The organism is Pseudomonas sp. GGS8 (genome assembly GCF_024168645.1).
In the GTDB taxonomy this organism is placed as follows: domain Bacteria; phylum Pseudomonadota; class Gammaproteobacteria; order Pseudomonadales; family Pseudomonadaceae; genus Aquipseudomonas.
The window spans coordinates 2,073,185-2,095,959 of the sequence record NZ_JALJWF010000001.1 but is presented as its reverse complement, the minus strand read 5'-3'; the positions used below and the strand labels follow the sequence as shown (position 1 = coordinate 2,095,959).

The window sequence follows — 22,775 nt, the reverse complement described above, 5'->3', positions numbered from 1 at the left end:
TGATGCGTGGACGGCAAAAAGCATTACAGATTCAACTGAGCAGTATTAATTCCATACAGTTTTTCTGTTTCGGCCTCTGAATCACTTATTTTTGCCCCATCTGTATTGGTTAACCGAATCACCCACATCGAGACTGCACCATGACCCTTTACGTCAACCTCGCCGAGCTGCTCGGCACACGTATCGAACAGGGCTTCTATCGCCCCGGTGACCGGCTGCCCTCGGTGCGGGCGCTGAGTGTCGAGCACGGGGTCAGCCTGAGCACGGTGCAGCAGGCCTATCGCGTACTGGAAGACGTAGGTCTGGCGATGCCCAAACCCAAATCCGGCTATTTCGTACCGGTGAGCCGCGAGCTGCCGGAACTGCCGGTGATTGGCCGCCCCGCCCAACGCCCGGTGGATATTTCGCAGTGGGATCAGGTGCTGGAACTGATCCGCGCCGTGCCGCGCAAGGATGTCGTGCAGCTGGGCCGCGGCATGCCGGACATCACCTCGCCGACCATGAAACCGCTGCTGCGCAACCTGGCACGAATCAGCCGCCAGCAGGACATGCGAGGCCTGTATTACGACAACATCTGCGGCACCCTCGAACTGCGTGAGCAAATCGCCCGCCTGATGCTCGACTCCGGCTGCCAGTTGAGCGCCAACGATCTGGTGGTCACTACCGGTTGCCACGAAGCACTGTCGACCAGTATCCGCGCCATCTGCGGGCCGGGTGACATCGTCGCGGTGGATTCGCCAAGCTTTCATGGCGCCATGCAGACCCTCAAGGGCCTGGGCATGAAAGCGCTGGAAATCCCTACCGACCCGCTCACCGGTATCAGCCTCGATGCCTTGGAGCTGGCATTGGAACAATGGCCGATCAAGGCCATACAGTTGACCCCCAACTGCAACAACCCGCTGGGCTACATCATGCCGGAGTCGCGCAAGCGTGCGCTGTTGAGCCTCGCGCAGCGTTTCGATGTGGCGATTATCGAGGACGATGTGTATGGCGAACTGGCCTACACCTACCCGCGCCCGCGTACGATCAAATCCTTCGACGAAGACGGCCGTGTCCTGCTCTGCAGCTCCTTTTCCAAGACCCTGGCACCGGGCCTGCGCATTGGCTGGGTCGCCCCGGGCCGTTATCTGGAACGAGTGCTGCACATGAAGTACATCAGCACCGGCTCCACCGCGCCGCAACCACAGATTGCGATCGCCGAATTTCTCGAGGCCGGACACTTCGAACCACATTTGCGGCGGATGCGTATGCAATACCAGCGCAATCGCGACGCGATGATCGATTGGGTCACCCGCTATTTCCCCGCCGGTACCCGCGCCAGCCGTCCGCAAGGCAGCTTCATGCTGTGGGTGGAACTGCCGGAGGGCTTCGACACCCTGAAACTCAATCGTGCTCTACATGATCAAGGCGTGCAGATTGCCGTCGGCAGTATCTTTTCCGCCTCGGGCAAATACCGCAACTGCCTGCGGATGAACTACGCTGCCAAAACGACCCCGCAGATTGAAGAAGCTGTGCGCAAGGTGGGGGCGACAGCAATAAAACTGCTGGCACAAACCGACTGACCTTTCTTCGGGATACGGCGTCCATATACTAACAACGGCCGCCACCGGAACATTCCCCGTGAGACTCAGACAGCCCCTGCTTGCTCTGCTGTTACTCGCCTCGTTCCTGGGTGGCTGCGCGACGCTCCCCGTCCCTCGCGAACCGAGTCAGGCCCTGCCTGCGGAAGACTCGGCGTTCGGCCGCTCGATCCAGACCCAGGCCGCCCCACATAAAGGCCAATCGGGCTTTCGCTTGCTGTCCGATAGCACGGAGGCGTTCAGCGCACGCGCCGAGCTGATTCGCCACGCCCAAAGCAGCCTCGACTTGCAGTACTACATCGTCCATGACGGCATCAGCGCACGGATTCTGATAAGCGAGCTGCTCAAGGCCGCCGACCGCGGCGTGCGGGTGCGGATTCTGCTCGACGACACCACCAGCGATGGCCTGGACCAAGTCATCGCAACCCTCGCTGTCCATCCGAAAATTCAGATCCGCGTGTTCAACCCTCTGCACCTGGGCCGCAGCACCGTCGTGACGCGTACCATGGGCCGGCTGTTCAACCTGTCGCAGCAACATCGCCGCATGCACAACAAACTGTGGGTGGCGGACAACAGCGTGGCAATCGTTGGCGGGCGCAACCTGGGGGACGAGTACTTCGATGCCGAGCCCAACCGTAATTTCACCGACATCGACATGCTCAGCGTCGGCCCGGTTGCCGAGCAGCTGGGGCATAGCTTCGACGAGTATTGGAACAGTGCTCTGAGCAAGCCGATCGAGCAGTTTCTCTCGATCAGGCCGACACCCAAGGACTTGGAAAATACCCGGACTCGACTGGACGAATCCCTGGAGGAAACGCGCAAACAGAATCACGCGCTCTACCAACAGTTGATGACCTATACCACTCATCCGCGCCTGGATATCTGGCGCCAGGAGCTGATCTGGGCCTGGAACCAGGCGCTGTGGGACGCACCAAGCAAGGTGCTGGCCAACGGCGAGCCGGCCCCGCACTTGCTGTTGACCACCCAGTTGGCCCCCGAACTCAATGGGGTCACCAAGGAGCTGATCATGGTTTCGGCCTACATCGTGCCCGGCCAACCGGGGCTGGTGTACTTGACCAGTCGCGCCGATGCCGGCGTGTCGATCCGCTTGCTGACCAATTCACTGGAAGCCACTGATGTACCCGCTGTGCATGGTGGTTACGCGCCCTATCGAAAAGCCTTGCTGGAGCACGGTGTGCAATTGTTCGAATTGCGCCGCCAGCCCGGTGACACAGGCGGCAGCGGCAGCGGACCGCACCTGTTCCACAGCGGGAGCGGGCCCTCTCACAGTTCCGACTCCAGCCTGCACAGCAAGGCGATGATTTTCGACCAGCAGAAAGCCTTCATCGGCTCGTTCAATTTCGACTCGCGCTCAGCACTGTGGAACACCGAAGTCGGGGTGCTGGTGGACAACCCGCAGCTCGCCGGACGGGTGCGCGAACTGGCGCTGGAGGGTATGGCGCCACCCCTCAGCTACCAGACCCGGCTGGAAAAGGGTCAGATGGTCTGGGTCACTGAAGATGACGGCAAGCCGCACACACTGACCAAAGAACCGGGAAGTTGGTGGCGGCATTTCAGTTCATGGCTCAGCAGCATGGTCGGCCTGGAGCGGATGCTGTAGCTTGAATTGCCCGGAGCTATGCCGGCTGCACCGTGCCAAACGCCCCTTGCCTCGACACCAGAATCACCAACCCCAACGCGCCCGCCGCCATCAGCAACGGCAAGGCATGCCCGCTGATCCACTGGCTGCCGGCGCCGGCTGCCAACGGCCCGATCAGACAACCGATGCCCCACAACTGCGCGATATGGGCATTGGCCCGCACCAGCGCATCGTCGCGATAACGCTCGCCTATCAAGATCAGCGACAAGGTGAACAAACCACCGGCACTGGCACCAAACAACACCCATAACGGCCAGATCAACAGCGTATTGATCAACAACGGAATCGCCAGACTCGACAGCAGCAAAAGCATTGCGCAACCGGTGAACAATGTACGCCGCGACAAGCGATCCGCCAGCGCGCCAATCGGCAATTGCAACAAGGCATCACCCACCACCACCGTACTGACCATCGCCAGGGCGATTTCCGTGGTAAAGCCCTGACGCAGGCAGTAGACCGGCAACAAGGTCAGAATCATCGCTTCGAATGCAGCAAACAACGACACCGCCCAGGCAATTGCCGGCAGGCTGCGGCAGAAGTTCAGCAAGTCGCTGAGGGTCACGCCGCAGGCTTCACTGGTGGGCGCTCCGCTGCGGCCCAGCAGCAGGAACGGTGACGTCATCAGCAAACCGACACCGACCCAGAAGCCGTAATCGTGCTCGGTGCCCAACGCCCCCAAAAGTAGCGGCCCGGCCAACTGACTCAGCGCATAGCTGCTGCCATACAGCGCCACCAATCGGCCGCGCCATTGCTCGACCACCAGTTGGTTGATCCAGCTTTCGCCGAGGATGAAGACGAGGGTCAGGATCACCCCGATCGTCAACCGCAGCACCAGCCAGATCGGGTAGCTCGGCCACATCGCCAGCAAGCCGATGGACACCGCCCCAGCCCACAGGCACAGGCGCATCAGATTGGCCGTGCCAAGACGGGCCGCGAGATGACTGGAGATCTTCGCCCCCAGCAGTACGCCAATGGCCGGCATCGCCGCCATCACGCCGATCGCGAACGAGCCGTAACCCCAGCCTTCCAGACGCAGCGACACCAACGGCATGCTGACGCCCAGGGCCAGGCCGACACTCAAGACAGACGCCAAGACGGCGAAATAAGTCGCCCAACGCATGTTCCACGCTCCTGTGGATATTTTATGTACAGCGCAAAGCACTGTGGGAGCGGGCTTTTGTGGCGAGGGGGCTTGCCCCCGTTGGGTCGCGGAGCGGCCCCAAAACCTGCGTCTGCGGTGTATAAAGTACACAGCATGCAATGGTCTTGCGCCTGCTTCGCAGCCGAACGGGGCGATGCGGCGCTCCGACAAGCCCCCTCGCCACAAAAGCCCGCTCTCACAGGGGATCTGTGTCATTCAGGAGCCCGATGTTCAATCGGGCTCCACACAGGCTTACAACTTGATCCAGGTCGCCTTCAGCTCGGTGTACTTGTCGAACGCGTGCAACGACTTGTCGCGACCATTGCCGGACTGTTTGAAGCCACCGAACGGCGCGGTCATATCGCCGCCATCGTACTGATTGACCCACACACTGCCGGCGCGCAAAGCCTTGGCGGTGAGGTGAGCCTTCGAGATGTCCGTGGTCCATACCGCAGCGGCGAGGCCGTAAGGGGTGTCGTTGGCAATCGCAACGGCTTCTTCAGCGGTATCGAAAGTGATCACCGACAACACCGGGCCAAAGATCTCTTCCTGGGCAATTTTCATCGCGTTGCTGACACCGTCGAAAATCGTCGGCTCGACGTAGGTGCCCCCGGTTTCCTGAAGAATGCGCTTGCCACCAGCCACCAGTTTGGCGCCATCGGTGTGACCGGATTCGATGTAAGACAGCACGGTGTTCATTTGCTGGGTATCCACCAGCGCACCGACGTTGGTCGCCGGGTCCAGCGGGTTGCCCGGCTTCCAGGCCTTGAGGGCTTCGATCACCAATGGCAGGAATTTGTCTTTGATCGAACGCTCAACCAGCAGGCGCGAACCGGCAGTGCAGACTTCGCCCTGATTGAAGGCAATGGCGCTGGCAGCCGACTCGGCGGCGGCCTGCAGGTCCGGCGCATCGGCGAACACTATGTTCGGGCTCTTGCCACCAGCTTCAAGCCAGACGCGCTTCATGTTCGATTCGCCGGAATAGATCAACAATTGCTTGGCGATCTTGGTCGAACCGGTGAACACCAGGGTGTCGACATCATTGTGCAGGGCCAAGGCCTTGCCGACGGTGTGACCGTAGCCCGGCAGCACGTTCAGCACACCTTTCGGGATACCGGCTTCAACCGCCAGCTCTGCAATGCGAATAGCCGTCAGCGGCGATTTTTCGGAAGGCTTGAGGATCACCGAGTTACCGGTGGACAGCGCCGGGCCGAGCTTCCAGCAGGCCATCATCAACGGGAAGTTCCACGGCACGATCGCACCGACCACGCCAACCGGCTCGCGAGTTACCAGCCCCAGCTGATCGTGTGGGGTGGCGGCGACTTCATCGTAGAGCTTGTCGATGGCCTCACCGCTCCAGCTAAGGGCTTGCGCCGCACCGGGAACGTCGATGTACAGGGAATCGCTGATTGGCTTGCCCATGTCCAAGGTTTCGAGCAAGGCCAGCTCTTCAGCGTGCTGTTTCAGCAGGCCGGCAAAACGAATCATGGTGGCTTTGCGTTTAGTCGGCGCCAGGCGCGACCAGGCACCGGAATTGAACGTGGCACGAGCGTTTTCCACGGCACGCTGGGCATCGGCGGCGTCACAGCTGGCAATCTTGCCCAGCAGACGGCCATCGACCGGGCTGATGCACTCGAACGTTGCACCGGAGACTGCATCGGTGTATTCGCCATTGATGTAGGCGCGGCCTTCGATCTTCAGATCGCGAGCCCGTTGTTCCCAGTCGGCACGAGTCAGGGTGGTCATACGAGTGTCCTCCTCTTATTGAATACGAGCGCCCGCGCTCATCGCGGGCGCTGTCAGTCATTCTGCCCGGCCAGCCTGCTTTTCGGCTCAAGGCAACCGTTACCCTAAACCAGCGGCGGGTGATGTTTCAATATATTTGACATAAGGCCGGCAAACAGCCTTGCGATGTTCATTTTAATAAACATAGACTTTCCACTCGCACCGCAATCACGGGGGAATACCAGCATGAACATTCAGGATATCGTCGATTTCAGCCAGGCCAACACGCAGCCCGATCGCTATCGACCAGACCCGGCGAAAGTCCTCAAGGGTGACCCCGAGCAAGCGGTGTACAACCACTACAACAGCCCGTGCGGCCAGATGAGTGCAGGCGTTTGGGAAGGCCAAGTCGGCCAGTGGCGGGTGAACTACACCGAACACGAATACTGCGAAATCGTTCAGGGAGTGTCAGTGCTGCGCGATGACAACGGCGCCGCCAAGACCCTGCGTGTGGGCGATCGCTTCGTGATTCCGGCCGGCTTCAAAGGCACCTGGGAAGTGCTGGAGCCGTGCCGCAAGATTTATGTGGTGTTTGAACAGAAGGCCTGAGGATTTGCGCTGCCTGGGCCGCCCCCATCGCGGGCAAGCCCGCTCCCACAGGGATCTGTGTCGATCACAAAGCCCGTGGGAGTGAGGCTTGCCCGCGGGCAACGCATAACCGACAGGCAACAAAAAAGGCCCGTATCTCGCGATACGGGCCTTTTTCGTAAGGAGGAAAAATCAATTACTTGATTTTGCCTTCTTTGTAGATCACGTGCTTACGAACAACCGGATCAAATTTCTTGATCTCGATTTTGTCCGGAGTAGTGCGCTTGTTCTTGTCGGTAGTGTAGAAGTGACCAGTACCGGCGCTCGAAATCAAACGAATCAATTCACGCATGATTAGCTCCCTTAGATCTTGCCGGCTTTGCGGATTTCGGCCAGCACGACAGTGATGCCACGCTTGTCGATGATACGCATGCCTTTGGCAGATACGCGCAGACGCACGAAACGTTTCTCTTCTTCAACCCAGAAGCGATGATGCTGCAGGTTCGGCAGGAAACGACGACGGGTTTTGTTGTTTGCGTGGGAAATGTTATTCCCAGTCACCGGACCCTTACCGGTAACTTGACAGACTCTCGACATGCCTCAGCCCTCTAAAACCACATGCCCAACCCGGCATGGGTTGGCCGCTTAATCTCTCAGTCATTTGGCGCCAGGCGCCGCGTTTCTTTAAGGGTCTTACCGGCTACACCTACAAACGAAGGAACCGGGCCCCTAGAAAAGAGCGCTGCTTTATACCAGAAAGACCAGAGAGCAACAACAACCGGTGTGCATTGAGTTGATAAAAAGCCGGCTTTTCGGGCGCCGAGTGCCTTGGACAAAGGCTAAGCCCGATAACGACCGCTCGTCGCAGAGAATCGGCCAACAGGCCAATTCCGGGTTTTCTCAACCGCCACTCACCGAAAACAATCGCCCATACTCCCCTGAAAATGAAAAAGGGGATAGTCATTTGCAAAAGAGCCCACTAGGGTAAGCCTTTTCCAGACTGCACTTGCAGATGGGCCTTCGATCTGTAAAGGAAACCGACCATGCGCCTCGCTGCCCTATCGTTGCTGCTTGCCCCGCTTCTACTGAGCCCCCTGGCCCATGCAGCCGCCCTTAGCGTCTGCACCGAGGCCAGCCCGGAGGGGTTCGATGTGGTGCAATACAACTCGTTGACCACCACCAACGCCTCGGCCGACGTGCTGATGAACCGCCTGGTGGACTTCGACACGGCCAGCGGCAAAGTGGTCGCCAGCCTTGCGGACAGCTGGGAAGTCACGCCCGACGGCCTGACCTACATCTTCAAGTTGCACCCACAGGTGAAATTTCACCACACCGAGTATTTCAGCCCGACCCGTGACCTGTCTGCCGAAGACGTGAAGTTCAGCTTCGACCGCATGCTCGACCCGGCAAACCCATGGCACAAAGTTGCCCAGAGCGGCTTCCCACACGCGCAGTCGATGCAGTTACCGACGCTGATCAAGAAGATCGACGCACTGGACCCGCTCACTATCCGTTTCACCCTCGATCACCCGGACTCGACGTTCCTGCCGACTCTGAGCATGGGCTTCGCCTCGATCTATTCGGCCGAATACGCCGACCAACTGATGAAGGCCGGCACTCCGGAGAAACTCAACAGTCAGCCGATCGGCAGCGGCCCGTTCATCTTCACGCGTTTCCAGAAAGATGCCTCGATTCGCTATCAGGCCAACCGCGACTACTTCCAGGGCAAGCCATCGGTGGACCCGTTGATCTTCGCGATCACCCCGGACGCCAACGTGCGCTTGCAGAAGTTGCGCCGCAACGAGTGCCAGATCGCCCTGTCGCCTAAACCGCTGGACGTACAGGCTGCGAAGCAGGAACCGACTCTGAAGGTGGAAAAGACTGACGCGTTCATGACCGCGTTCGTCGGCATCAACAGTCAGCATCCACCGCTGGACAAGCCGGAAGTGCGCCAGGCAATCAACCTCGCGTTCGACAAGGCCAACTACGTCAAAGCTGTGTTCGAAGACACCGCCGAACCTGCCAGCGGTCCCTACCCGCCCAATACCTGGAGCTACGCCAAGAATTTGCCGGGCTACCCTCATGATGTCGAGAAAGCACGGGCATTGATGGCCAAGGCTGGGCTCAAGAACGGTTTCCAGACCACCATCTGGACTCGCCCTTCCGGCAGCCTGCTGAACCCCAATCCGAGCCTCGGCGCGCAATTGCTTCAATCCGACCTGGCGGAAATCGGCATTCAGGCCGAGATCCGCGTGATCGAATGGGGCGAACTGATTCGCCGCGCCAAGGCCGGCGAGCACGACCTGCTGTTCATGGGCTGGGCCGGCGACAACGGTGACCCGGACAACTTCCTCACACCGCAGTTTTCCTGCGCGGCGGTCAAATCCGGCACCAACTTCGCCCGTTACTGCAACCAGGACCTGGACAAGCTGATCAGTGCCGGCAAGACCACCGGCGAGCAAGGTGTACGCACCAAGCTCTACGAACAGGCCCAGACACAGATCCAGCAACAGGCGTTATGGCTGCCGCTGGCTCACCCGACGGCCTTTGCCCTGACACGCAAGGACGTGCAGGGTTATCAGGTGAGTCCGTTTGGCCGGCAGGATTACTCGAAGGTCAGTTTCAAGTAATCGAGTCGCCCAAAAAAACCTGTGGGAGCGGGCTTGCCCGCGATGAGGCCGGCAAATTCAACATAGAGGCTGCCTGTACCGACGCAATCGCGGGCAAGCCCGCTCCCACATGGGCTTCGTATTCGATACCCCTCCCCTCACATCCACCCGTATTCGGCCATGGATAACGGATCGCCGTCACCGATGATGAAATGGTCGAGTACCCGCACATCGATCAGGTCCAGCGCAGCCTGGAGGCGCTTGGTCAGCACTCGATCGGCTTGACTGGGGTTGGTGTTGCCCGACGGATGGTTGTGGCAGAGGATCACTGCGGCAGCATTGTGGGCCAAGGCACGCTTGACCACCTGCCTTGGATGGACACTCGTGCTGTCGATAGAGCCGCGGAACAATGCCTCAAAGGTCAGTACTTGATGCCTGGAATCCAAAAACAGACAGCCGAACACCTCGTGCGGCTCGTGTCGGAGCATCGACTTCAGATAATCACGAACCGTTTGTGGATCTTCCAGCGCCGGTTTTTGCCGAGCACGTTCGGCCAAATGCCGCCTGCCCATTTCCTGCGCCGCTTGCAATTGAGCGAATTTCGCTGGACCGAGCCCCAACTGCCTGCTGAACGCCGCCTGATCGGCCTCGAGCAGTGAGCGCAGACTGCCAAACTGACTCAACAGGTGTCGCGCCAGGTCCACCGCGCTTTTGCCCGATACGCCGGTTCGTAAAAAAATCGCCAGCAGTTCGGCGTCCGAAAGGCTCGCCGAGCCCAACTCCAGTAACCTCTCCCGCGGCCGCTCCGCCGCCGGCCAATCGCGAATACTCATAACACCTCCATGTGTGGGCGCCGCTGTTCCGTAGCGGTCGCTGTGATATCGTAGCCCATCTTTTTTGCAGGCGATTTCATCCCTGGGGAGGGGGTATCGCCATGCAGTCATCAACGAAATGAAAGGCAGACCTATGCAGCGGCTGTATCGGAAACGCATCGTTCTGGGCGTCGGCGGCGGCATTGCTGCCTACAAGAGCGCCGAGCTGGTTCGCCGCCTGATCGACCAGGGCGCCGAAGTGCGCGTGGTCATGACCCGTGGTGGCAGCGAATTCATTACCCCGCTGACCATGCAAGCCCTGTCCGGGCACCCGGTCCATCTGGACCTGCTGGACCCGGCGGCCGAAGCCGCCATGGGCCACATCGAACTGGCCAAATGGGCCGACCTGGTGCTGATTGCCCCCGCCACTGCGGACCTGATTGCCCGTCTGGCCCAAGGCATTGCCGACGACCTGCTGACCACGCTGGTACTGGCCACCGACGCGGTGGTCGCCGTGGCTCCAGCAATGAATCAGGCCATGTGGCGCGACCCGGCGACCCAGGCCAACCTGCAGACCCTCGAAAACCGCGACCTCAAAGTCTTCGGCCCAGCCTCCGGCAGCCAGGCCTGCGGCGACGTCGGCATGGGCCGCATGCTCGAAGCCACGGACCTCGCCCAGTGCGCCGCAGACTGCTTCCAGCGCCAGGCGCTGACCGGCAAACACGTGCTGATCACTGCGGGCCCGACCCAGGAAAACATCGACCCGGTGCGCTACATCACCAACCACAGCTCTGGGAAGATGGGCTTTGCCCTGGCCGAAGCCGCGGTAGAAGCCGGCGCCCGCGTCACCCTGATCACCGGCCCGGTGCACCTGCCCACTCCGGATCGCGTCACCCGCATTGACGTGGTCAGCGCCCGTGACATGCTCGCTGCCTGTGAAGCCGCGATTCCTTGCGACTTGTTTATCGCCTCGGCAGCGGTCGCGGACTACCGCCCGGAAGTCGTGGCCCCACAGAAACTCAAGAAAGACCCTACGAGCGGCGACGGCTTGCTGCTACAAATGGTGCGCAACCCAGACATCCTGGCCACCATCGCCACCCGTCCCGACCGCCCGTTTAGTGTCGGCTTTGCCGCCGAAACCGAACACCTGCTCGACTACGCTGCCCGCAAGTTGAAAGACAAGAACCTCGACCTGATCGTCGCCAACGACGTCGCCAACCCGAGTATTGGCTTCAACAGCGAAGAAAACGCCTGCAGCGTGATCGATCGGGAGCTGCACGCCACTGTTTTTGCCCAGACCAGCAAAGGCAAGATTGCCCGCCAGCTGATCACTTTTATCGCCGAACGTCTGAACCAGGTTTAATTTACATGCACGCTTTGCAAGCCAAGATCCTCGACCCACGCATCGGCACCGAATTTCCGCTGCCGCAGTACGCCACGCCCGGCTCCGCCGGCCTCGACCTGCGCGCCATGCTGGAAAAAGACACCGTCATCAAGCCGGGCGAAACCCTGCTGATCCCTACCGGCCTGTCGGTGTATATCGGTGATCCGGGCCTGGCAGCCTTGATTCTGCCGCGCTCGGGCCTGGGCCATAAGCACGGCATCGTGCTGGGCAATCTGGTCGGCCTGATCGACTCCGACTACCAGGGCCCGCTGATGGTCTCGTGCTGGAACCGTGGCCAGACCGATTTCAACATGGTCGTTGGCGAACGCCTGGCCCAACTGGTGCTGGTGCCGGTGGTTCAAGCGCACTTCGAAATGGTCGAAGAATTCGTCGAAACCCAGCGCGGCACCGGCGGGTTCGGACATTCCGGCAGTCACTGATCAAAAAGCGGCCGGGGCGTCCTGCCCGGCCCGAAACCTGCTTTCTGTATTTCAAGGACGAACAAATTGCGCAGACTTCACCTGAAAGGTTTATCGCCGAAAATCAAGGCATTGGCCTGCCATTCGCTCGCGAACGGCAGCGACATGGCCTTTGCACACCACGAACTCTCTGCCGAAAACGCCGTCATACCTTTCAGTTTGAGCCAGCCCACGAGTTTTTCGCAGGCCTGTCCAGCCACTTTCAAGATGGAGCATTCCTACAGATGAGCACCCCAGCCCAAGTCGCACCCAAGTTCCCCGACAGCATCTTCCGCGCCTACGATATTCGCGGCACCGTCCCGGAATTCTTGAACGCTGAAACCGCTTATTGGCTTGGTCGCGCCATCGGCTCCCAGAGCCTGGCCCAGGGCGAACCCAATGTGTCCGTCGGCCGCGACGGTCGCCTGTCCGGCCCGGAACTGGTGGAACAACTGATCCAGGGCCTGGCCGACAGCGGTTGCCACGTCAGCGACGTCGGCCTGGTGCCAACCCCTGCGCTGTACTACGCCGCCAACGTACTGGCCGGCAAATCCGGGGTGATGCTCACCGGCAGCCACAACCCGTCGAACTACAACGGCTTCAAGATCGTCATCGCCGGCGACACCTTGGCCAACGAACAGATCCAGGCCCTGCACGACCGCCTCAAGACCAACAACCTGAGCAGCGGCAAGGGCAGCATCACCAAGGTCGAGATCCTCGACCGCTACAACACCGAAATCGTCCAGGACATCAAACTCGCCCGTCGCCTGAAAGTGGTGGTCGATTGCGGTAACGGCGCGGCCGGGGTGATTGCCCCGCAATTGATCGAAGCCCTGAACTGCGAAGTCATCCCGCTATTCTGTGACGTCGACGGCAACTTCCCGAACCATCACCCGGACCCGGGCAAGCTGGAAAACCTGGTAGACCTGATCGCCAAGGTCAAGGAAACCAACGCCGACCTGGGCCTGGCCTTCGACGGCGATGGCGACCGCGTGGGCGTGGTCACCAACACCGGCAGCGTCGTGTTCCCGGACCGCCTGCTGATGCTGTTCGCCAAGGATGTGGTAGCACGCAACCCCGACGCGGAAATCATCTTCGACGTCAAATGCACCCGCCGCCTGATCCCGCTGATCAAGGAATATGGCGGTCGCCCGCTGATGTGGAAAACAGGTCACTCGCTGATCAAAAAGAAAATGAAACAATCCGGCGCCCTGTTGGCCGGCGAAATGAGCGGGCATATCTTCTTCAAGGAGCGCTGGTTCGGTTTCGACGACGGCATTTACAGCGCCGCGCGGCTGCTGGAGATCCTCAGCAAGGAAAAATCCACCGCGGAAGAGTTGTTCGCGACCTTCCCGAACGATATTTCTACGCCGGAGATCAATATCCATGTGACCGAAGAGAGCAAATTCAGCATCATTGATGCACTGCACGACGCGCAGTGGGGTGAAGGCGCCAACCTGACCACCATTGACGGCGTGCGAGTCGACTATGCCAAAGGCTGGGGCCTGGTTCGCGCCTCCAACACCACACCGGTGCTGGTGCTGCGCTTCGAGGCCGATGACGAGGCTGAATTACAACGCATCAAGGATGTGTTCCACGTCCAGCTGAAGCGCGTTGCACCTGATCTCCAATTACCGTTTTGATCTATTGAAGCACCCGGAGCCCTGAATGACCCTCGAACGCGAAGCCGCCGCCAACACCGCCAAGGTCCTGTCCGAAGCGCTGCCTTACATTCGCCGCTATGTCGGCAAGACGCTGGTGATCAAATACGGCGGCAACGCGATGGAAAGCGAGGAGCTGAAAACCGGCTTCGCCCGCGACATCGTGCTGATGAAAGCCGTCGGCATCAACCCGGTGGTGGTTCACGGCGGCGGCCCGCAAATCGGCGACCTGCTCAAGCGATTGTCGATCGAGAGCCACTTTGTCGATGGCATGCGCGTCACCGACGCTGCGACCATGGACGTGGTGGAAATGGTCCTCGGCGGCCAGGTCAACAAGGACATCGTCAACCTGATCAACCGTCACGGCGGCAGCGCCATCGGCCTGACCGGTAAAGACGCCGAGCTGATTCGCGCGAAGAAGCTCACCGTCACCCGCCAGACCCCGGAGATGACCCAGCCGGAAATCATCGACATCGGCCACGTCGGCGAAGTGGTCGGCATCAACACCGACCTGCTGAACCTGCTGGTCAAAGGCGATTTCATTCCGGTGATCGCGCCGATCGGCGTCGGTGCCAACGGCGAGTCGTACAACATCAACGCCGATCTGGTGGCCGGTAAAGTGGCCGAGGCACTGAAAGCTGAAAAGCTGATGCTGCTGACCAATATCGCAGGCCTGATGGACAAAAGCGGCAAGGTCCTGACCGGCCTGAGCACCCAGCAAGTCGACGATCTGATCGCCGATGGCACCATCTACGGCGGCATGCTGCCGAAAATCCGTTGCGCGCTGGAAGCGGTACAAGGCGGAGTGGGCAGCTCGTTGATCATCGATGGTCGAGTACCAAATGCAATTCTGCTGGAAATCTTCACCGACACCGGTGTGGGTACGCTGATCAGCAATCGCAAGCGTCCCTGATTCAAAACCTTAAAAAGATCGCAGCCCTCGGCAGCACCTACGGATTTTCTGATGTACGAAAAACCTGTAGGAGTTGACGAAGTCTGCGATCTTTTTTTTGCCCGCCGGAAATGCCTGACCTGATTGGGCGAAACGTCCGACTTCACGAAGGAAGCAATCTGCATAGGATCTCTCTGTACCCACAGGAGATTGACCATGCAAAAAGACTACGTCCCGTACGGCAGCGATGTTTCCCCTGGCACCTATGCCTGCGTCGATTGCGGCCATGAGTATTCGAACCAGGCGAAAACTTCGATGCCACCGTGCCCGCAACTCCGCAAAACTGCACACACTCGCCATGGCTGGAGAATTCTGACTGGCCAGGGCGATGCAGTGGCTGATCCGTACCCAGAGAAAACGAATAAACCCACTGGGATTAAAAAGGCCGAGACGCTCAGTAGCACCAGCAAAGAATAATCCTGGAAAACCGAGCCATGCATAAACAAAAGACCCCGCTCAGATTGCCGAGCGGGGTCTTTTGTTAGCTGTGGGAGCGGGCTTGCCCGCGATGAGGCCATATCATTCAACATCATCATTGACTGATCGACCGCCATCGCGGGCAAGCCCGCTCCCACAGGTGAAGTGTGGTTACACGCCGAACTGGGCGCGATAGGCTTCTACGGCAGGCAAATGTTGCTTGAGCTGCGGATCGTCAGCCAGGAACTCCAGCACCTGGTTCAGCGAAACGATGCTGATCACCGGAATACCGAAGTCACGCTCCACTTCCTGGATGGCCGACAACTCACCGTTGCCACGTTCCTGACGGTTCAGGGCGATCAGCACGCCGGCAGCCTTGGCGCCGTCCTGGGAAGCGATGATCTGCATCACTTCACGGATGGCGGTGCCCGCGGTGATCACGTCGTCGATGATCAGCACGTCGCCGGTCAATGGCGCGCCGACCAGGCTGCCACCTTCGCCGTGGGCCTTGGCTTCCTTGCGATTGAAGCACCATGGCAGGTCACGATCGTGATGTTCAGCCAGTGCCACAGCGGTGGCGGCCGCCAACGGGATGCCTTTGTAGGCCGGGCCGAACAGTACGTCGAAGGGAATACCGCTTTCGACGATGGCAGCCGCGTAGAAACGGCCCAGCTGCGCCAAGGCTTTCCCTGAGTTGAACAGGCCGGCATTGAAGAAGTATGGGCTGGTGCGCCCGGACTTCAGGGTGAACTCACCGAAGCGCAAAACGCCGCGATCGATGGCAAAACGAATGAAATCGCGTTGATACGCTTGCATGAAAAAACCCCAAATACCACGGATTTAGCTAATTAGGTAGACGCCGTGTATCATACCCGCACGCGATTTTTGGGGCCACTTATGCGGATCATCAGTGTGAACGTCAATGGTATTCAGGCTGCAGTCGAGCGTGGTTTGCTCAGTTGGCTGCAAGCACAGAATGCCGACGTCATCTGCCTGCAGGACACCCGCGCCTCCGCCTTTGAACTGGACGATCCAGCCTTCCAACTGGATGGCTACTTCCTTTATGCCTGCGAAGCCGAAGTTCCCGCCCAAGGTGGCGTGGCTTTGTACTCGCGGTTGCAACCGAAGGCTGTCATCAGCGGTCTCGGCTTCGAGACGGCCGACCGCTACGGGCGTTACCTGCAAGCCGATTTCGACAAGGTCAGCATCGCGACCTTGCTGCTCCCTTCGGGGCAGAACGGCGATGAAGACTTGAACCAGAAGTTCAAGCTAATGGACGACTTCGCCCGTTATCTGGATAAACAGCGACGCAAACGTCGCGAGTACATTTATTGTGGCTCGCTGTACGTGGCGCAACAGAAGCTGGATATCAAGAACTGGCGCGACAGCCAGCAATCCCCGGGCTTCCTGGCACCTGAGCGTGCCTGGATGGACGAGATTGTCGGCAACATGGGTTATGTCGACGCCCTGCGGGAAGTCAGCCGCGAAGGCGACCAGTACAGCTGGTGGCCGGACAACGAACAGGCCGAGATGCTCAACCTGGGCTGGCGTTTCGACTACCAGTTGCTGACCCCTGGCCTGCGCCGCTTCGTACGCAGCGCACGCCTGCCACGTCAGCCACGGTTCTCGCAGCACGCACCGCTGATCGTGGACTACGACTGGACGCTGACGATCTAAGCGTCTTTTCGTAGATGCAAAAAAGCCGACATTGCTGTCGGCTTTTTTGTGCGCGCTGATTTTCTACTGTGGGAGCGAGCCTGCTCGCGATGACGGCAGAACAGACGCCGATGCGGTAACTATCAGGCCACTATCGCGAGCAGGCTCGCTCCCACAAGGGGATTCTCACCGATCATTATTTGACCAACCGCCAGGTGAAGGGATAGCGGTAAGGCATCCCGTCATTGGCCTTGAGCCCGGCAATGATGCACAGCACCATCGCCCCGATCAGAACCAGCGGCAACAGCGCAAAACCGATCAACACCAGCATCAGCACGTAACAGATGCCCGAGACCAGGGCCACGGTGATCTGAAAGTTCAGCGCTTCTTTGCCTTGGGTATCGATGAACGGGTCGGTTTCACGCTTCCACTGCCAGAGTATCAGCGGCCCGATCAGGTGACCGAACGGAAACCAGACACCGAGAAACGCCGAGAGGTGACAAAACATCGCCCACTGGCGAGCCTCGGGGCTCGGAGCGGGAAGCAACTGCTGTTCATCACTCATGGCGCTCTCCTTTGCCGGACGTCAAAACAATCAGTCAGCCAGTGCAGCCTTCTGCAATTCGAAAATCTCGATCATGCCTTTCTTCGCCAGTGCCAGCATCGCGTTCAGCTCTTCCGGCTGGAACGGCGCGCCTTCGGCGGTGCCCTGGACTTCGATGAAGCCGCCGGTGCTGGTCATGACCACGTTGAGGTCAGTCTCGGCAGCCGAATCTTCCAGGTAGTCGAGGTCAAGCACAGGCTCGCCCTGGTACATGCCCACCGACACGGCGGCGATCATTTGCTTGAGCGGGTCGCCACCTTTGAGGCCGCCGCGCTTCTTGATCACTTTCAAGGCGTCGACCAGTGCAACCATGGCGCCGGTGATGGACGCGGTGCGGGTGCCGCCGTCAGCCTGGATCACGTCGCAGTCGACGTACAGGGTGACGTCGCCCAGCTTGGACATGTCCAGCGCAGCGCGCAGGGAACGACCGATCAGACGCTGGATCTCCAGAGTGCGGCCGCCTTGCTTGCCGCGGCTCGCTTCACGCTGGTTACGTTCACCGGTGGCGCGCGGCAGCATGCCGTATTCAGCGGTCAACCAGCCCTGGCCCTGCCCCTTGAGGAAACGCGGCACGCCATTCTCGACGCTGACGGTGCAGATGACCTTGGTATCACCGAACTCGACCAGTACAGACCCCTCGGCGTGTTTGGTGTAGTTGCGGGTAATGCGGATCGAGCGGAGCTGATCGGCAGCGCGACCACTTGGACGTTTCATAGGGATTACCTGTACGGGGGACGGAAAACTGCCGAGCATTATAGAGCCGTGGGCCGCAAGTGGGCACTTCTAAAAAATCGCCCGACGATCGAAGCCCCTGAATAGAGCGTAGCCGACGGCCTGCAGCTCATTGTCACAGCGTGTGATTGGGCGCATCCGCGTCACTGCGCTACAATCCTGCGCCTTTGCTGCCTGTCGGCTTTAATTCACAGATAGCGGGTCCGCGAACCATGGGTTACGCGCCGACCTGCATTGCGAGGTACCTCCATGGTGCACAGCATGACCGCCTTCGCCCGCGTCGAGAAAGCCGGTGTCCAGGGCACCCTGAGCTGGGAGCTGCGCTCGGTCAACAGCCGCTACCTGGAACCCCACCTGCGTCTACCGGAATCTTTCCGCGACCTCGAAGGCGCGGTCCGCGAGGCCCTGCGCCAGGAACTGTCCCGGGGCAAGCTCGAATGCACCCTGCGTTTCACCGAAGAAAGCACCGGCAAACCGCTGCAAGTGGACCGCGAGCGCGCCGCCCAATTGGTCGCCGCCGCCGAGACCGTCGCCAGCCTGATCAAAAACCCGGCCGCACTGAACCCGTTGGAAGTCCTGGCCTGGCCTGGCGTACTGGTGGCCGATGCCGCCGACCCGCAAGCGCTGAATACCGAAGCCCTGGCGTTGTTCAACCAGGGTTTGAAAGAACTCAAGGCCGGCCGCGAGCGCGAAGGCGCGGAGCTGGCGCGGTTGATCAACGAGCGCCTGACGTCCATTGAAGAAGATGTGGTGATCCTGCGTGAGTTGGTCCCGCAGATGCTCGCCACCCAGCGCCAGAAAGTCCTCGACCGCTTCACCGACATGAAGGCCGACCTCGACCCGCAGCGCCTGGAGCAGGAAATGGTCATGCTCGCGCAAAAGAGCGACGTCGCCGAAGAACTGGATCGCCTGAGCACCCACATCATCGAAGTTCGCCGGGTACTCAAGTCCGGCGGCGCTGCCGGTCGGCGCCTGGACTTCCTGATGCAGGAACTCAACCGCGAAGCCAACACACTGGGCTCCAAAGCCTTCGACCCGCGCAGCACCCAAGCGGCGGTCAACCTCAAGGTGTTGATCGAGCAAATGCGCGAACAAGTGCAGAATATTGAGTAAGGCAAACCCGACATGACCCACAGCACCGGCACCCTGTACATCATTTCCGCACCTTCGGGTGCGGGCAAGAGCAGCTTGGTCAAAGCCCTGACCGACGCTGATCCGGAGATCCGCGTCTCGGTCTCCCACACCACCCGCGCCATGCGCCCGGGTGAAGTGAACGGCGTGAACTATCACTTCGTCGAACGCAGCGAGTTCGTGAAGATGATCGAGCACGGAGATTTCCTTGAGCGCGCCGAAGTGTTCGGCAACCTCTATGGCACTTCGCAAAGCCACCTGCAGCAGACCCTGGACGAAGGCCACGACCTGATTCTGGAAATTGACTGGCAGGGTGCGGAGCAAGTGCGCAAATTGATGCCCCAGGCCCGCTCGATCTTCATTCTGCCGCCGTCCCTGGAGGCCTTGCACCAGCGCCTGACCAATCGCGGCCAGGACAGCGACGAAATCATCGAAGGCCGCATGCGCGAAGCCGTCAGCGAGATGAGCCATTACGTCGACTACGATTACCTGATCATCAACGACAATTTCGCCCACGCGCTGGACGATCTGAAGGCGATTTTCCGCGCCAATCAGCTGCATCAGAAGCGTCAGCAGCAGCGTCATGGCAAATTATTGGCTGAATTGCTCGGCTAAACAGCGCTTCCCAAAACCGCTGCAAGGGCTTTACATTGGTGCTTATAGCGCGTTGAAGAGCCTGGTCAAAAAATCAGCGCTTCCCTAATCGCTGGTGATTTTTTAAACTGTTGAGTCCGCTTGCCCAACCGGGCAGCGCGCATATTGCATTCGCTCCGAGGAATACCATGGCCCGCGTAACCGTTGAAGACTGCCTAGAACACGTGGAAAACCGCTTTGAGCTGGTCATGCTCTCTACCAAGCGTGCCCGTCAACTGGCCACCGGCGGCAAAGAGCCCCTGGTTCAGTGGGAAAACGACAAGCCTACAGTTGTAGCGCTGCGTGAAATCGCTGAAGGCCTGATGAGCTACGAGTTCATCGCCAACGCTGAAATCGTCGAAGACGAACCGCTGTTCGCAGCGTTCGAGGACGAGTCCAACGAGGCAGTATAAGGCCATGCCTGGTCGACGTAGCACGGCGCGGGGTCATAGCAAACGGCAGGTGTCATCATGCCGAGCATAGACGCCCTCGCCGATCGCTTATCGACCTACCTCGGCAAGGACCAGGTCAACCTGGTCCGCCGAGCGTACTTCTACGCCGAACAAGCCCACGACGGCCAACGCCGCCGCAGCGGTGAGGCGTACGTCACGCATCCTCTTGCGGTGGCGAATATTCTTGCCGACATGCACATGGACCATCAGAGCTTGATGGCTGCAATGCTGCATGACGTGATCGAAGACACCGGTATTGCCAAGGAAGCGCTGCAAGCGCAGTTCGGCGAAACCGTGGCCGAACTGGTCGACGGGGTCAGCAAACTGACCCAGATGAACTTCGAGACCAAAGCCGAAGCCCAAGCGGAAAACTTCCAGAAAATGGCCATGGCCATGGCACGCGATATTCGCGTGATCCTGGTCAAGCTGGCCGACCGCCTGCACAACATGCGCACCCTGGAAGTGCTGTCCGGCGAAAAGCGCCGGCGGATCGCCAAGGAAACCCTGGAAATCTATGCACCCATTGCCAATCGGCTGGGCATGCACGCCATCCGCATAGAATTCGAAGACCTCGGCTTCAAGGCCATGCACCCGATGCGTTCCGCGCGGATCAACCAGGCGGTCAAACGCGCCCGGGGCAACCGCAAGGAAATCGTCAACAAAATCGAAGAGTCCCTCAGCCACTGCCTGGCCATCGATGGCATTCAGGGCGAGGTCAGCGGTCGTCAGAAACACCTCTACGGCATCTACAAGAAAATGCGCGGCAAGCGTCGGGCCTTCAACGAGATCATGGACGTTTATGCGTTCCGGATCATCGTCGACAAGGTCGACACCTGCTACCGCGTGCTGGGTGCTGTGCATAATTTGTACAAACCGTTGCCGGGGCGCTTCAAGGATTACATCGCGATCCCCAAGGCCAACGGCTACCAGTCGCTGCACACCACGCTGTTCGGCATGCACGGTGTACCGATCGAGATCCAGATCCGCACCCGTGAAATGGAAGAAATGGCCAACAACGGCATCGCCGCCCATTGGCTGTACAAATCCAGCGGCGACGAGCAGCCCAAAGGCACTCACGCCCGTGCCCGCCAGTGGGTCAAAGGCGTGCTGGAAATGCAGCAACGGGCCGGCAACTCGCTGGAATTCATCGAGAGCGTGAAGATCGACCTGTTCCCGGACGAGGTCTACGTGTTCACGCCCAAGGGCCGGATCATGGAGCTGCCCAAAGGCTCCACCGCGGTCGACTTCGCTTACGCGGTGCACACCGACGTGGGCAACAGCTGCATTGCCTGTCGGATCAATCGTCGTCTCGCGCCGTTGTCCGAACCGCTGCAAAGCGGCTCCACGGTCGAGATCGTCAGCGCCCCCGGCGCGCGGCCGAACCCGGCATGGCTCAACTTCGTGGTCACCGGCAAGGCGCGGACCCACATCCGCCATGCGCTTAAGCTGCAACGCCGCTCCGAATCCATCAGCCTCGGCGAACGCCTGCTGAACAAGGTGCTCAACGGCTTCGACAGCTCGCTGGAAAAAGTCCCGGCCGAGCGTGTGCAGTTGATGCTCCACGAATACCGCCTCGAACTGATCGAAGACCTGCTCGAAGACATCGGCCTGGGCAATCGCATGGCTTACGTGGTCGCCCGCCGCCTGCTCGGCGAAGGCGAACAGCTGCCGAGCCCGGAAGGTCCGCTGGCGATTCGCGGCACCGAAGGTCTGGTGCTCAGTTACGCCAAGTGCTGCACACCGATCCCGGGCGACCCGATTGTCGGCCATCTGTCTGCCGGCAAAGGGATGGTGGTGCACCTGGACAACTGCCGCAACATCAGCGAAATCCGCCACAACCCGGAAAAATGTATCCAGCTCTCGTGGGCCAAGGATGTCACCGGCGAATTCAACGTCGAGCTGCGCGTCGAACTGGAACACCAGCGCGGCCTGATCGCCCTACTGGCCAGCAGCGTCAACGCGGCCGACGGCAATATCGAAAAAATCAGCATGGACGAACGCGACGGTCGCATCAGCGTGGTCCAACTGGTGGTCAGCGTGCACGACCGCGTACACCTGGCCCGCGTGATCAAGAAACTGCGCGCCCTGACCGGGGTCATCCGCATCACCCGCATGCGCGCGTAGCCCACCCTTCACAAGGAGTCATACATGACCAAGACCGTTATCAACAGCGACAAGGCCCCGGCCGCCATCGGTACTTACTCCCAGGCGATCAAGGCTGGCAACACCGTTTACATGTCGGGTCAGATTCCTCTGGACCCAAAAACCATGGAACTGGTCGAAGGCTTCGAAGCCCAGACCGTCCAGGTGTTCGAGAACCTCAAGGCCGTGGCTGAAGCCGCCGGTGGTTCGTTCAAGGACATCGTCAAACTGAACATCTTCCTCACCGACCTGAGCCACTTCGCCAAGGTCAACGAGATCATGGGCAAGTACTTCGACCAGCCTTACCCAGCCCGCGCCGCCATCGGCGTAGCAGCCCTGCCAAAGGGTTCGCAGGTTGAAATGGATGCCATTCTGGTCATCGAGTAATGTGTACGGCGCAGCCTTGCGAGGCTGCGCCGACTGATCTTGTACAAAGGG

The 22,775-nt window shown here is 59.9% G+C and carries 23 protein-coding genes and 1 pseudogene; 15 read left to right on the top strand and 9 right to left on the bottom strand.

What is annotated here, in order from left to right:
• Window positions 1–140: 140 nt before the first annotated feature.
• Together J3D54_RS09225 and J3D54_RS09220 are read left to right on the top strand one after the other, a co-directional pair.
• Complete coding sequence (locus J3D54_RS09225; RefSeq protein WP_253417620.1) at window positions 141–1,562, top strand: PLP-dependent aminotransferase family protein; 1,422 nt, start codon at window positions 141–143, stop codon at window positions 1,560–1,562.
• 58 nt (window positions 1,563–1,620) lie between these two features.
• Window positions 1,621–3,201: a phospholipase D family protein gene (locus J3D54_RS09220; RefSeq protein WP_253417619.1), complete on the top strand. Its 1,581-nt coding sequence runs from the start codon at window positions 1,621–1,623 to the stop codon at window positions 3,199–3,201.
• 16 nt (window positions 3,202–3,217) lie between these two features.
• Here J3D54_RS09220 and J3D54_RS09215 read toward each other — a convergent pair whose 3' ends face one another.
• Together J3D54_RS09215 and J3D54_RS09210 are read right to left on the bottom strand one after the other, a co-directional pair.
• Entirely contained in the window at window positions 3,218–4,360 is a 1,143-nt protein-coding gene (locus J3D54_RS09215) for an MFS transporter (protein ID WP_253417618.1), read from the bottom strand.
• A 273-nt stretch (window positions 4,361–4,633) separates the two neighbouring features.
• Window positions 4,634–6,127: an aldehyde dehydrogenase gene (locus tag J3D54_RS09210; RefSeq protein ID WP_253417617.1), complete on the bottom strand. Its 1,494-nt coding sequence runs from the start codon at window positions 6,125–6,127 to the stop codon at window positions 4,634–4,636.
• Between the two features lie 225 nt (window positions 6,128–6,352).
• Between J3D54_RS09210 and J3D54_RS09205 the strand changes: the two genes are divergently transcribed.
• Window positions 6,353–6,715 carry a cupin domain-containing protein gene (locus J3D54_RS09205; RefSeq protein ID WP_253417616.1) on the top strand — a complete coding sequence of 121 codons (363 nt, stop codon included), beginning with the start codon at window positions 6,353–6,355 and terminating at the stop codon, window positions 6,713–6,715.
• Window positions 6,716–6,890: 175 nt separating this feature from the next.
• Here J3D54_RS09205 and rpmG read toward each other — a convergent pair whose 3' ends face one another.
• The gene (gene rpmG, locus J3D54_RS09200) at window positions 6,891–7,046 is read right to left on the bottom strand and encodes a 50S ribosomal protein L33 (RefSeq protein WP_007894709.1); all 156 of its coding nucleotides are present in this window, start codon (window positions 7,044–7,046) and stop codon (window positions 6,891–6,893) included.
• An 11-nt stretch (window positions 7,047–7,057) separates the two neighbouring features.
• On the bottom strand, window positions 7,058–7,291 hold the full coding sequence (rpmB, locus tag J3D54_RS09195; protein WP_007894701.1) for a 50S ribosomal protein L28: 234 nt from the start codon (window positions 7,289–7,291) through the stop codon (window positions 7,058–7,060).
• 446 nt (window positions 7,292–7,737) lie between these two features.
• On the opposite strand from rpmB, the gene J3D54_RS09190 reads away from it, so the two are divergent.
• Window positions 7,738–9,324: an ABC transporter substrate-binding protein gene (locus tag J3D54_RS09190; RefSeq protein ID WP_253417615.1), complete on the top strand. Its 1,587-nt coding sequence runs from the start codon at window positions 7,738–7,740 to the stop codon at window positions 9,322–9,324.
• Between the two features lie 137 nt (window positions 9,325–9,461).
• Here J3D54_RS09190 and radC read toward each other — a convergent pair whose 3' ends face one another.
• Entirely contained in the window at window positions 9,462–10,136 is a 675-nt protein-coding gene (radC, locus tag J3D54_RS09185; RefSeq protein WP_253417614.1) for a DNA repair protein RadC, read from the bottom strand.
• Between the two features lie 133 nt (window positions 10,137–10,269).
• Between radC and coaBC the strand changes: the two genes are divergently transcribed.
• Together coaBC and dut are read left to right on the top strand one after the other, a co-directional pair.
• Entirely contained in the window at window positions 10,270–11,478 is a 1,209-nt protein-coding gene (coaBC, locus tag J3D54_RS09180) for a bifunctional phosphopantothenoylcysteine decarboxylase/phosphopantothenate--cysteine ligase CoaBC (protein WP_253417613.1), read from the top strand.
• 5 nt (window positions 11,479–11,483) lie between these two features.
• A complete protein-coding gene (gene dut / locus J3D54_RS09175) occupies window positions 11,484–11,939 on the top strand; it encodes a dUTP diphosphatase (RefSeq protein ID WP_007894692.1) in 456 nt (151 codons plus the stop codon).
• Window positions 11,940–12,016: 77 nt separating this feature from the next.
• Here dut and J3D54_RS09170 read toward each other — a convergent pair whose 3' ends face one another.
• Window positions 12,017–12,184 (bottom strand): hypothetical protein, encoded by a 168-nt coding sequence (locus J3D54_RS09170; RefSeq protein WP_253417612.1) that lies wholly within the window; start codon window positions 12,182–12,184, stop codon window positions 12,017–12,019.
• Window positions 12,185–12,241: 57 nt separating this feature from the next.
• On the opposite strand from J3D54_RS09170, the pseudogene J3D54_RS09165 reads away from it, so the two are divergent.
• From J3D54_RS09165 to J3D54_RS09155, 3 genes and pseudogenes are all read left to right on the top strand, one after another.
• Window positions 12,242–13,600, top strand: a pseudogene (locus J3D54_RS09165) (phosphomannomutase/phosphoglucomutase); the annotation flags it as partial.
• Window positions 13,601–13,625: 25 nt separating this feature from the next.
• The gene (argB, locus tag J3D54_RS09160) at window positions 13,626–14,531 is read left to right on the top strand and encodes an acetylglutamate kinase (RefSeq protein WP_018927486.1); all 906 of its coding nucleotides are present in this window, start codon (window positions 13,626–13,628) and stop codon (window positions 14,529–14,531) included.
• Window positions 14,532–14,726: 195 nt separating this feature from the next.
• On the top strand, window positions 14,727–14,987 hold the full coding sequence (locus J3D54_RS09155) for a zinc ribbon-containing protein (protein WP_253417611.1): 261 nt from the start codon (window positions 14,727–14,729) through the stop codon (window positions 14,985–14,987).
• 171 nt (window positions 14,988–15,158) lie between these two features.
• On the opposite strand, the gene pyrE is transcribed toward J3D54_RS09155, so the two are convergent.
• Window positions 15,159–15,803: an orotate phosphoribosyltransferase gene (gene pyrE / locus J3D54_RS09150; protein WP_253417610.1), complete on the bottom strand. Its 645-nt coding sequence runs from the start codon at window positions 15,801–15,803 to the stop codon at window positions 15,159–15,161.
• Window positions 15,804–15,884: 81 nt separating this feature from the next.
• On the opposite strand from pyrE, the gene J3D54_RS09145 reads away from it, so the two are divergent.
• On the top strand, window positions 15,885–16,664 hold the full coding sequence (locus J3D54_RS09145) for an exodeoxyribonuclease III (protein ID WP_007934608.1): 780 nt from the start codon (window positions 15,885–15,887) through the stop codon (window positions 16,662–16,664).
• A gap of 175 nt (window positions 16,665–16,839) precedes the next feature.
• Here J3D54_RS09145 and J3D54_RS09140 read toward each other — a convergent pair whose 3' ends face one another.
• Both J3D54_RS09140 and rph read right to left on the bottom strand, forming a co-directional pair.
• Complete coding sequence (locus J3D54_RS09140; RefSeq protein WP_253417609.1) at window positions 16,840–17,208, bottom strand: DUF4870 domain-containing protein; 369 nt, start codon at window positions 17,206–17,208, stop codon at window positions 16,840–16,842.
• Window positions 17,209–17,238: 30 nt separating this feature from the next.
• Entirely contained in the window at window positions 17,239–17,961 is a 723-nt protein-coding gene (gene rph, locus J3D54_RS09135; RefSeq protein ID WP_007934600.1) for a ribonuclease PH, read from the bottom strand.
• Window positions 17,962–18,228: 267 nt separating this feature from the next.
• Here rph and J3D54_RS09130 point away from each other — a divergent pair, with 267 nt between their 5' ends.
• The 5 genes from J3D54_RS09130 to J3D54_RS09110 all read left to right on the top strand — a co-directional run bounded on the left by J3D54_RS09130 (window position 18,229) and on the right by J3D54_RS09110 (window position 22,724).
• Complete coding sequence (locus J3D54_RS09130; RefSeq protein WP_253417608.1) at window positions 18,229–19,092, top strand: YicC/YloC family endoribonuclease; 864 nt, start codon at window positions 18,229–18,231, stop codon at window positions 19,090–19,092.
• A 12-nt stretch (window positions 19,093–19,104) separates the two neighbouring features.
• Window positions 19,105–19,725 (top strand): guanylate kinase, encoded by a 621-nt coding sequence (gmk, locus tag J3D54_RS09125; RefSeq protein ID WP_253417607.1) that lies wholly within the window; start codon window positions 19,105–19,107, stop codon window positions 19,723–19,725.
• Window positions 19,726–19,892: 167 nt separating this feature from the next.
• Complete coding sequence (gene rpoZ, locus J3D54_RS09120) at window positions 19,893–20,156, top strand: DNA-directed RNA polymerase subunit omega (protein WP_003177259.1); 264 nt, start codon at window positions 19,893–19,895, stop codon at window positions 20,154–20,156.
• 57 nt (window positions 20,157–20,213) lie between these two features.
• The gene (spoT, locus tag J3D54_RS09115) at window positions 20,214–22,319 is read left to right on the top strand and encodes a bifunctional GTP diphosphokinase/guanosine-3',5'-bis pyrophosphate 3'-pyrophosphohydrolase (RefSeq protein WP_007934594.1); all 2,106 of its coding nucleotides are present in this window, start codon (window positions 20,214–20,216) and stop codon (window positions 22,317–22,319) included.
• Between the two features lie 24 nt (window positions 22,320–22,343).
• A complete protein-coding gene (locus J3D54_RS09110) occupies window positions 22,344–22,724 on the top strand; it encodes a RidA family protein (protein ID WP_003177257.1) in 381 nt (126 codons plus the stop codon).
• Window positions 22,725–22,775: the final 51 nt, after the last annotated feature.

What these genes read in the sequence shown, in the direction of transcription:
- J3D54_RS09110 (WP_003177257.1), top strand. Translation starts at nt 22,344, where the DNA reads ATGACCAAGACCGTTATCAACAGCGACAAGGCCCCGGCCGCCATCGGT.
- J3D54_RS09210 (WP_253417617.1), bottom strand. Translation starts at nt 6,127, where the DNA reads ATGACCACCCTGACTCGTGCCGACTGGGAACAACGGGCTCGCGATCTG.
- rpmG (WP_007894709.1), bottom strand. Translation starts at nt 7,046, where the DNA reads ATGCGTGAATTGATTCGTTTGATTTCGAGCGCCGGTACTGGTCACTTC.
- gmk (WP_253417607.1), top strand. Translation starts at nt 19,105, where the DNA reads ATGACCCACAGCACCGGCACCCTGTACATCATTTCCGCACCTTCGGGT.
- dut (WP_007894692.1), top strand. Translation starts at nt 11,484, where the DNA reads ATGCACGCTTTGCAAGCCAAGATCCTCGACCCACGCATCGGCACCGAA.
- rpmB (WP_007894701.1), bottom strand. Translation starts at nt 7,291, where the DNA reads ATGTCGAGAGTCTGTCAAGTTACCGGTAAGGGTCCGGTGACTGGGAAT.
- J3D54_RS09155 (WP_253417611.1), top strand. Translation starts at nt 14,727, where the DNA reads ATGCAAAAAGACTACGTCCCGTACGGCAGCGATGTTTCCCCTGGCACC.
- J3D54_RS09130 (WP_253417608.1), top strand. Translation starts at nt 18,229, where the DNA reads ATGGTGCACAGCATGACCGCCTTCGCCCGCGTCGAGAAAGCCGGTGTC.
- spoT (WP_007934594.1), top strand. Translation starts at nt 20,214, where the DNA reads ATGCCGAGCATAGACGCCCTCGCCGATCGCTTATCGACCTACCTCGGC.
- J3D54_RS09215 (WP_253417618.1), bottom strand. Translation starts at nt 4,360, where the DNA reads ATGCGTTGGGCGACTTATTTCGCCGTCTTGGCGTCTGTCTTGAGTGTC.
- argB (WP_018927486.1), top strand. Translation starts at nt 13,626, where the DNA reads ATGACCCTCGAACGCGAAGCCGCCGCCAACACCGCCAAGGTCCTGTCC.
- J3D54_RS09140 (WP_253417609.1), bottom strand. Translation starts at nt 17,208, where the DNA reads ATGAGTGATGAACAGCAGTTGCTTCCCGCTCCGAGCCCCGAGGCTCGC.
- J3D54_RS09225 (WP_253417620.1), top strand. Translation starts at nt 141, where the DNA reads ATGACCCTTTACGTCAACCTCGCCGAGCTGCTCGGCACACGTATCGAA.
- J3D54_RS09145 (WP_007934608.1), top strand. Translation starts at nt 15,885, where the DNA reads ATGCGGATCATCAGTGTGAACGTCAATGGTATTCAGGCTGCAGTCGAG.
- rph (WP_007934600.1), bottom strand. Translation starts at nt 17,961, where the DNA reads ATGAAACGTCCAAGTGGTCGCGCTGCCGATCAGCTCCGCTCGATCCGC.
- coaBC (WP_253417613.1), top strand. Translation starts at nt 10,270, where the DNA reads ATGCAGCGGCTGTATCGGAAACGCATCGTTCTGGGCGTCGGCGGCGGC.
- rpoZ (WP_003177259.1), top strand. Translation starts at nt 19,893, where the DNA reads ATGGCCCGCGTAACCGTTGAAGACTGCCTAGAACACGTGGAAAACCGC.
- radC (WP_253417614.1), bottom strand. Translation starts at nt 10,136, where the DNA reads ATGAGTATTCGCGATTGGCCGGCGGCGGAGCGGCCGCGGGAGAGGTTA.
- pyrE (WP_253417610.1), bottom strand. Translation starts at nt 15,803, where the DNA reads ATGCAAGCGTATCAACGCGATTTCATTCGTTTTGCCATCGATCGCGGC.
- J3D54_RS09190 (WP_253417615.1), top strand. Translation starts at nt 7,738, where the DNA reads ATGCGCCTCGCTGCCCTATCGTTGCTGCTTGCCCCGCTTCTACTGAGC.
- J3D54_RS09205 (WP_253417616.1), top strand. Translation starts at nt 6,353, where the DNA reads ATGAACATTCAGGATATCGTCGATTTCAGCCAGGCCAACACGCAGCCC.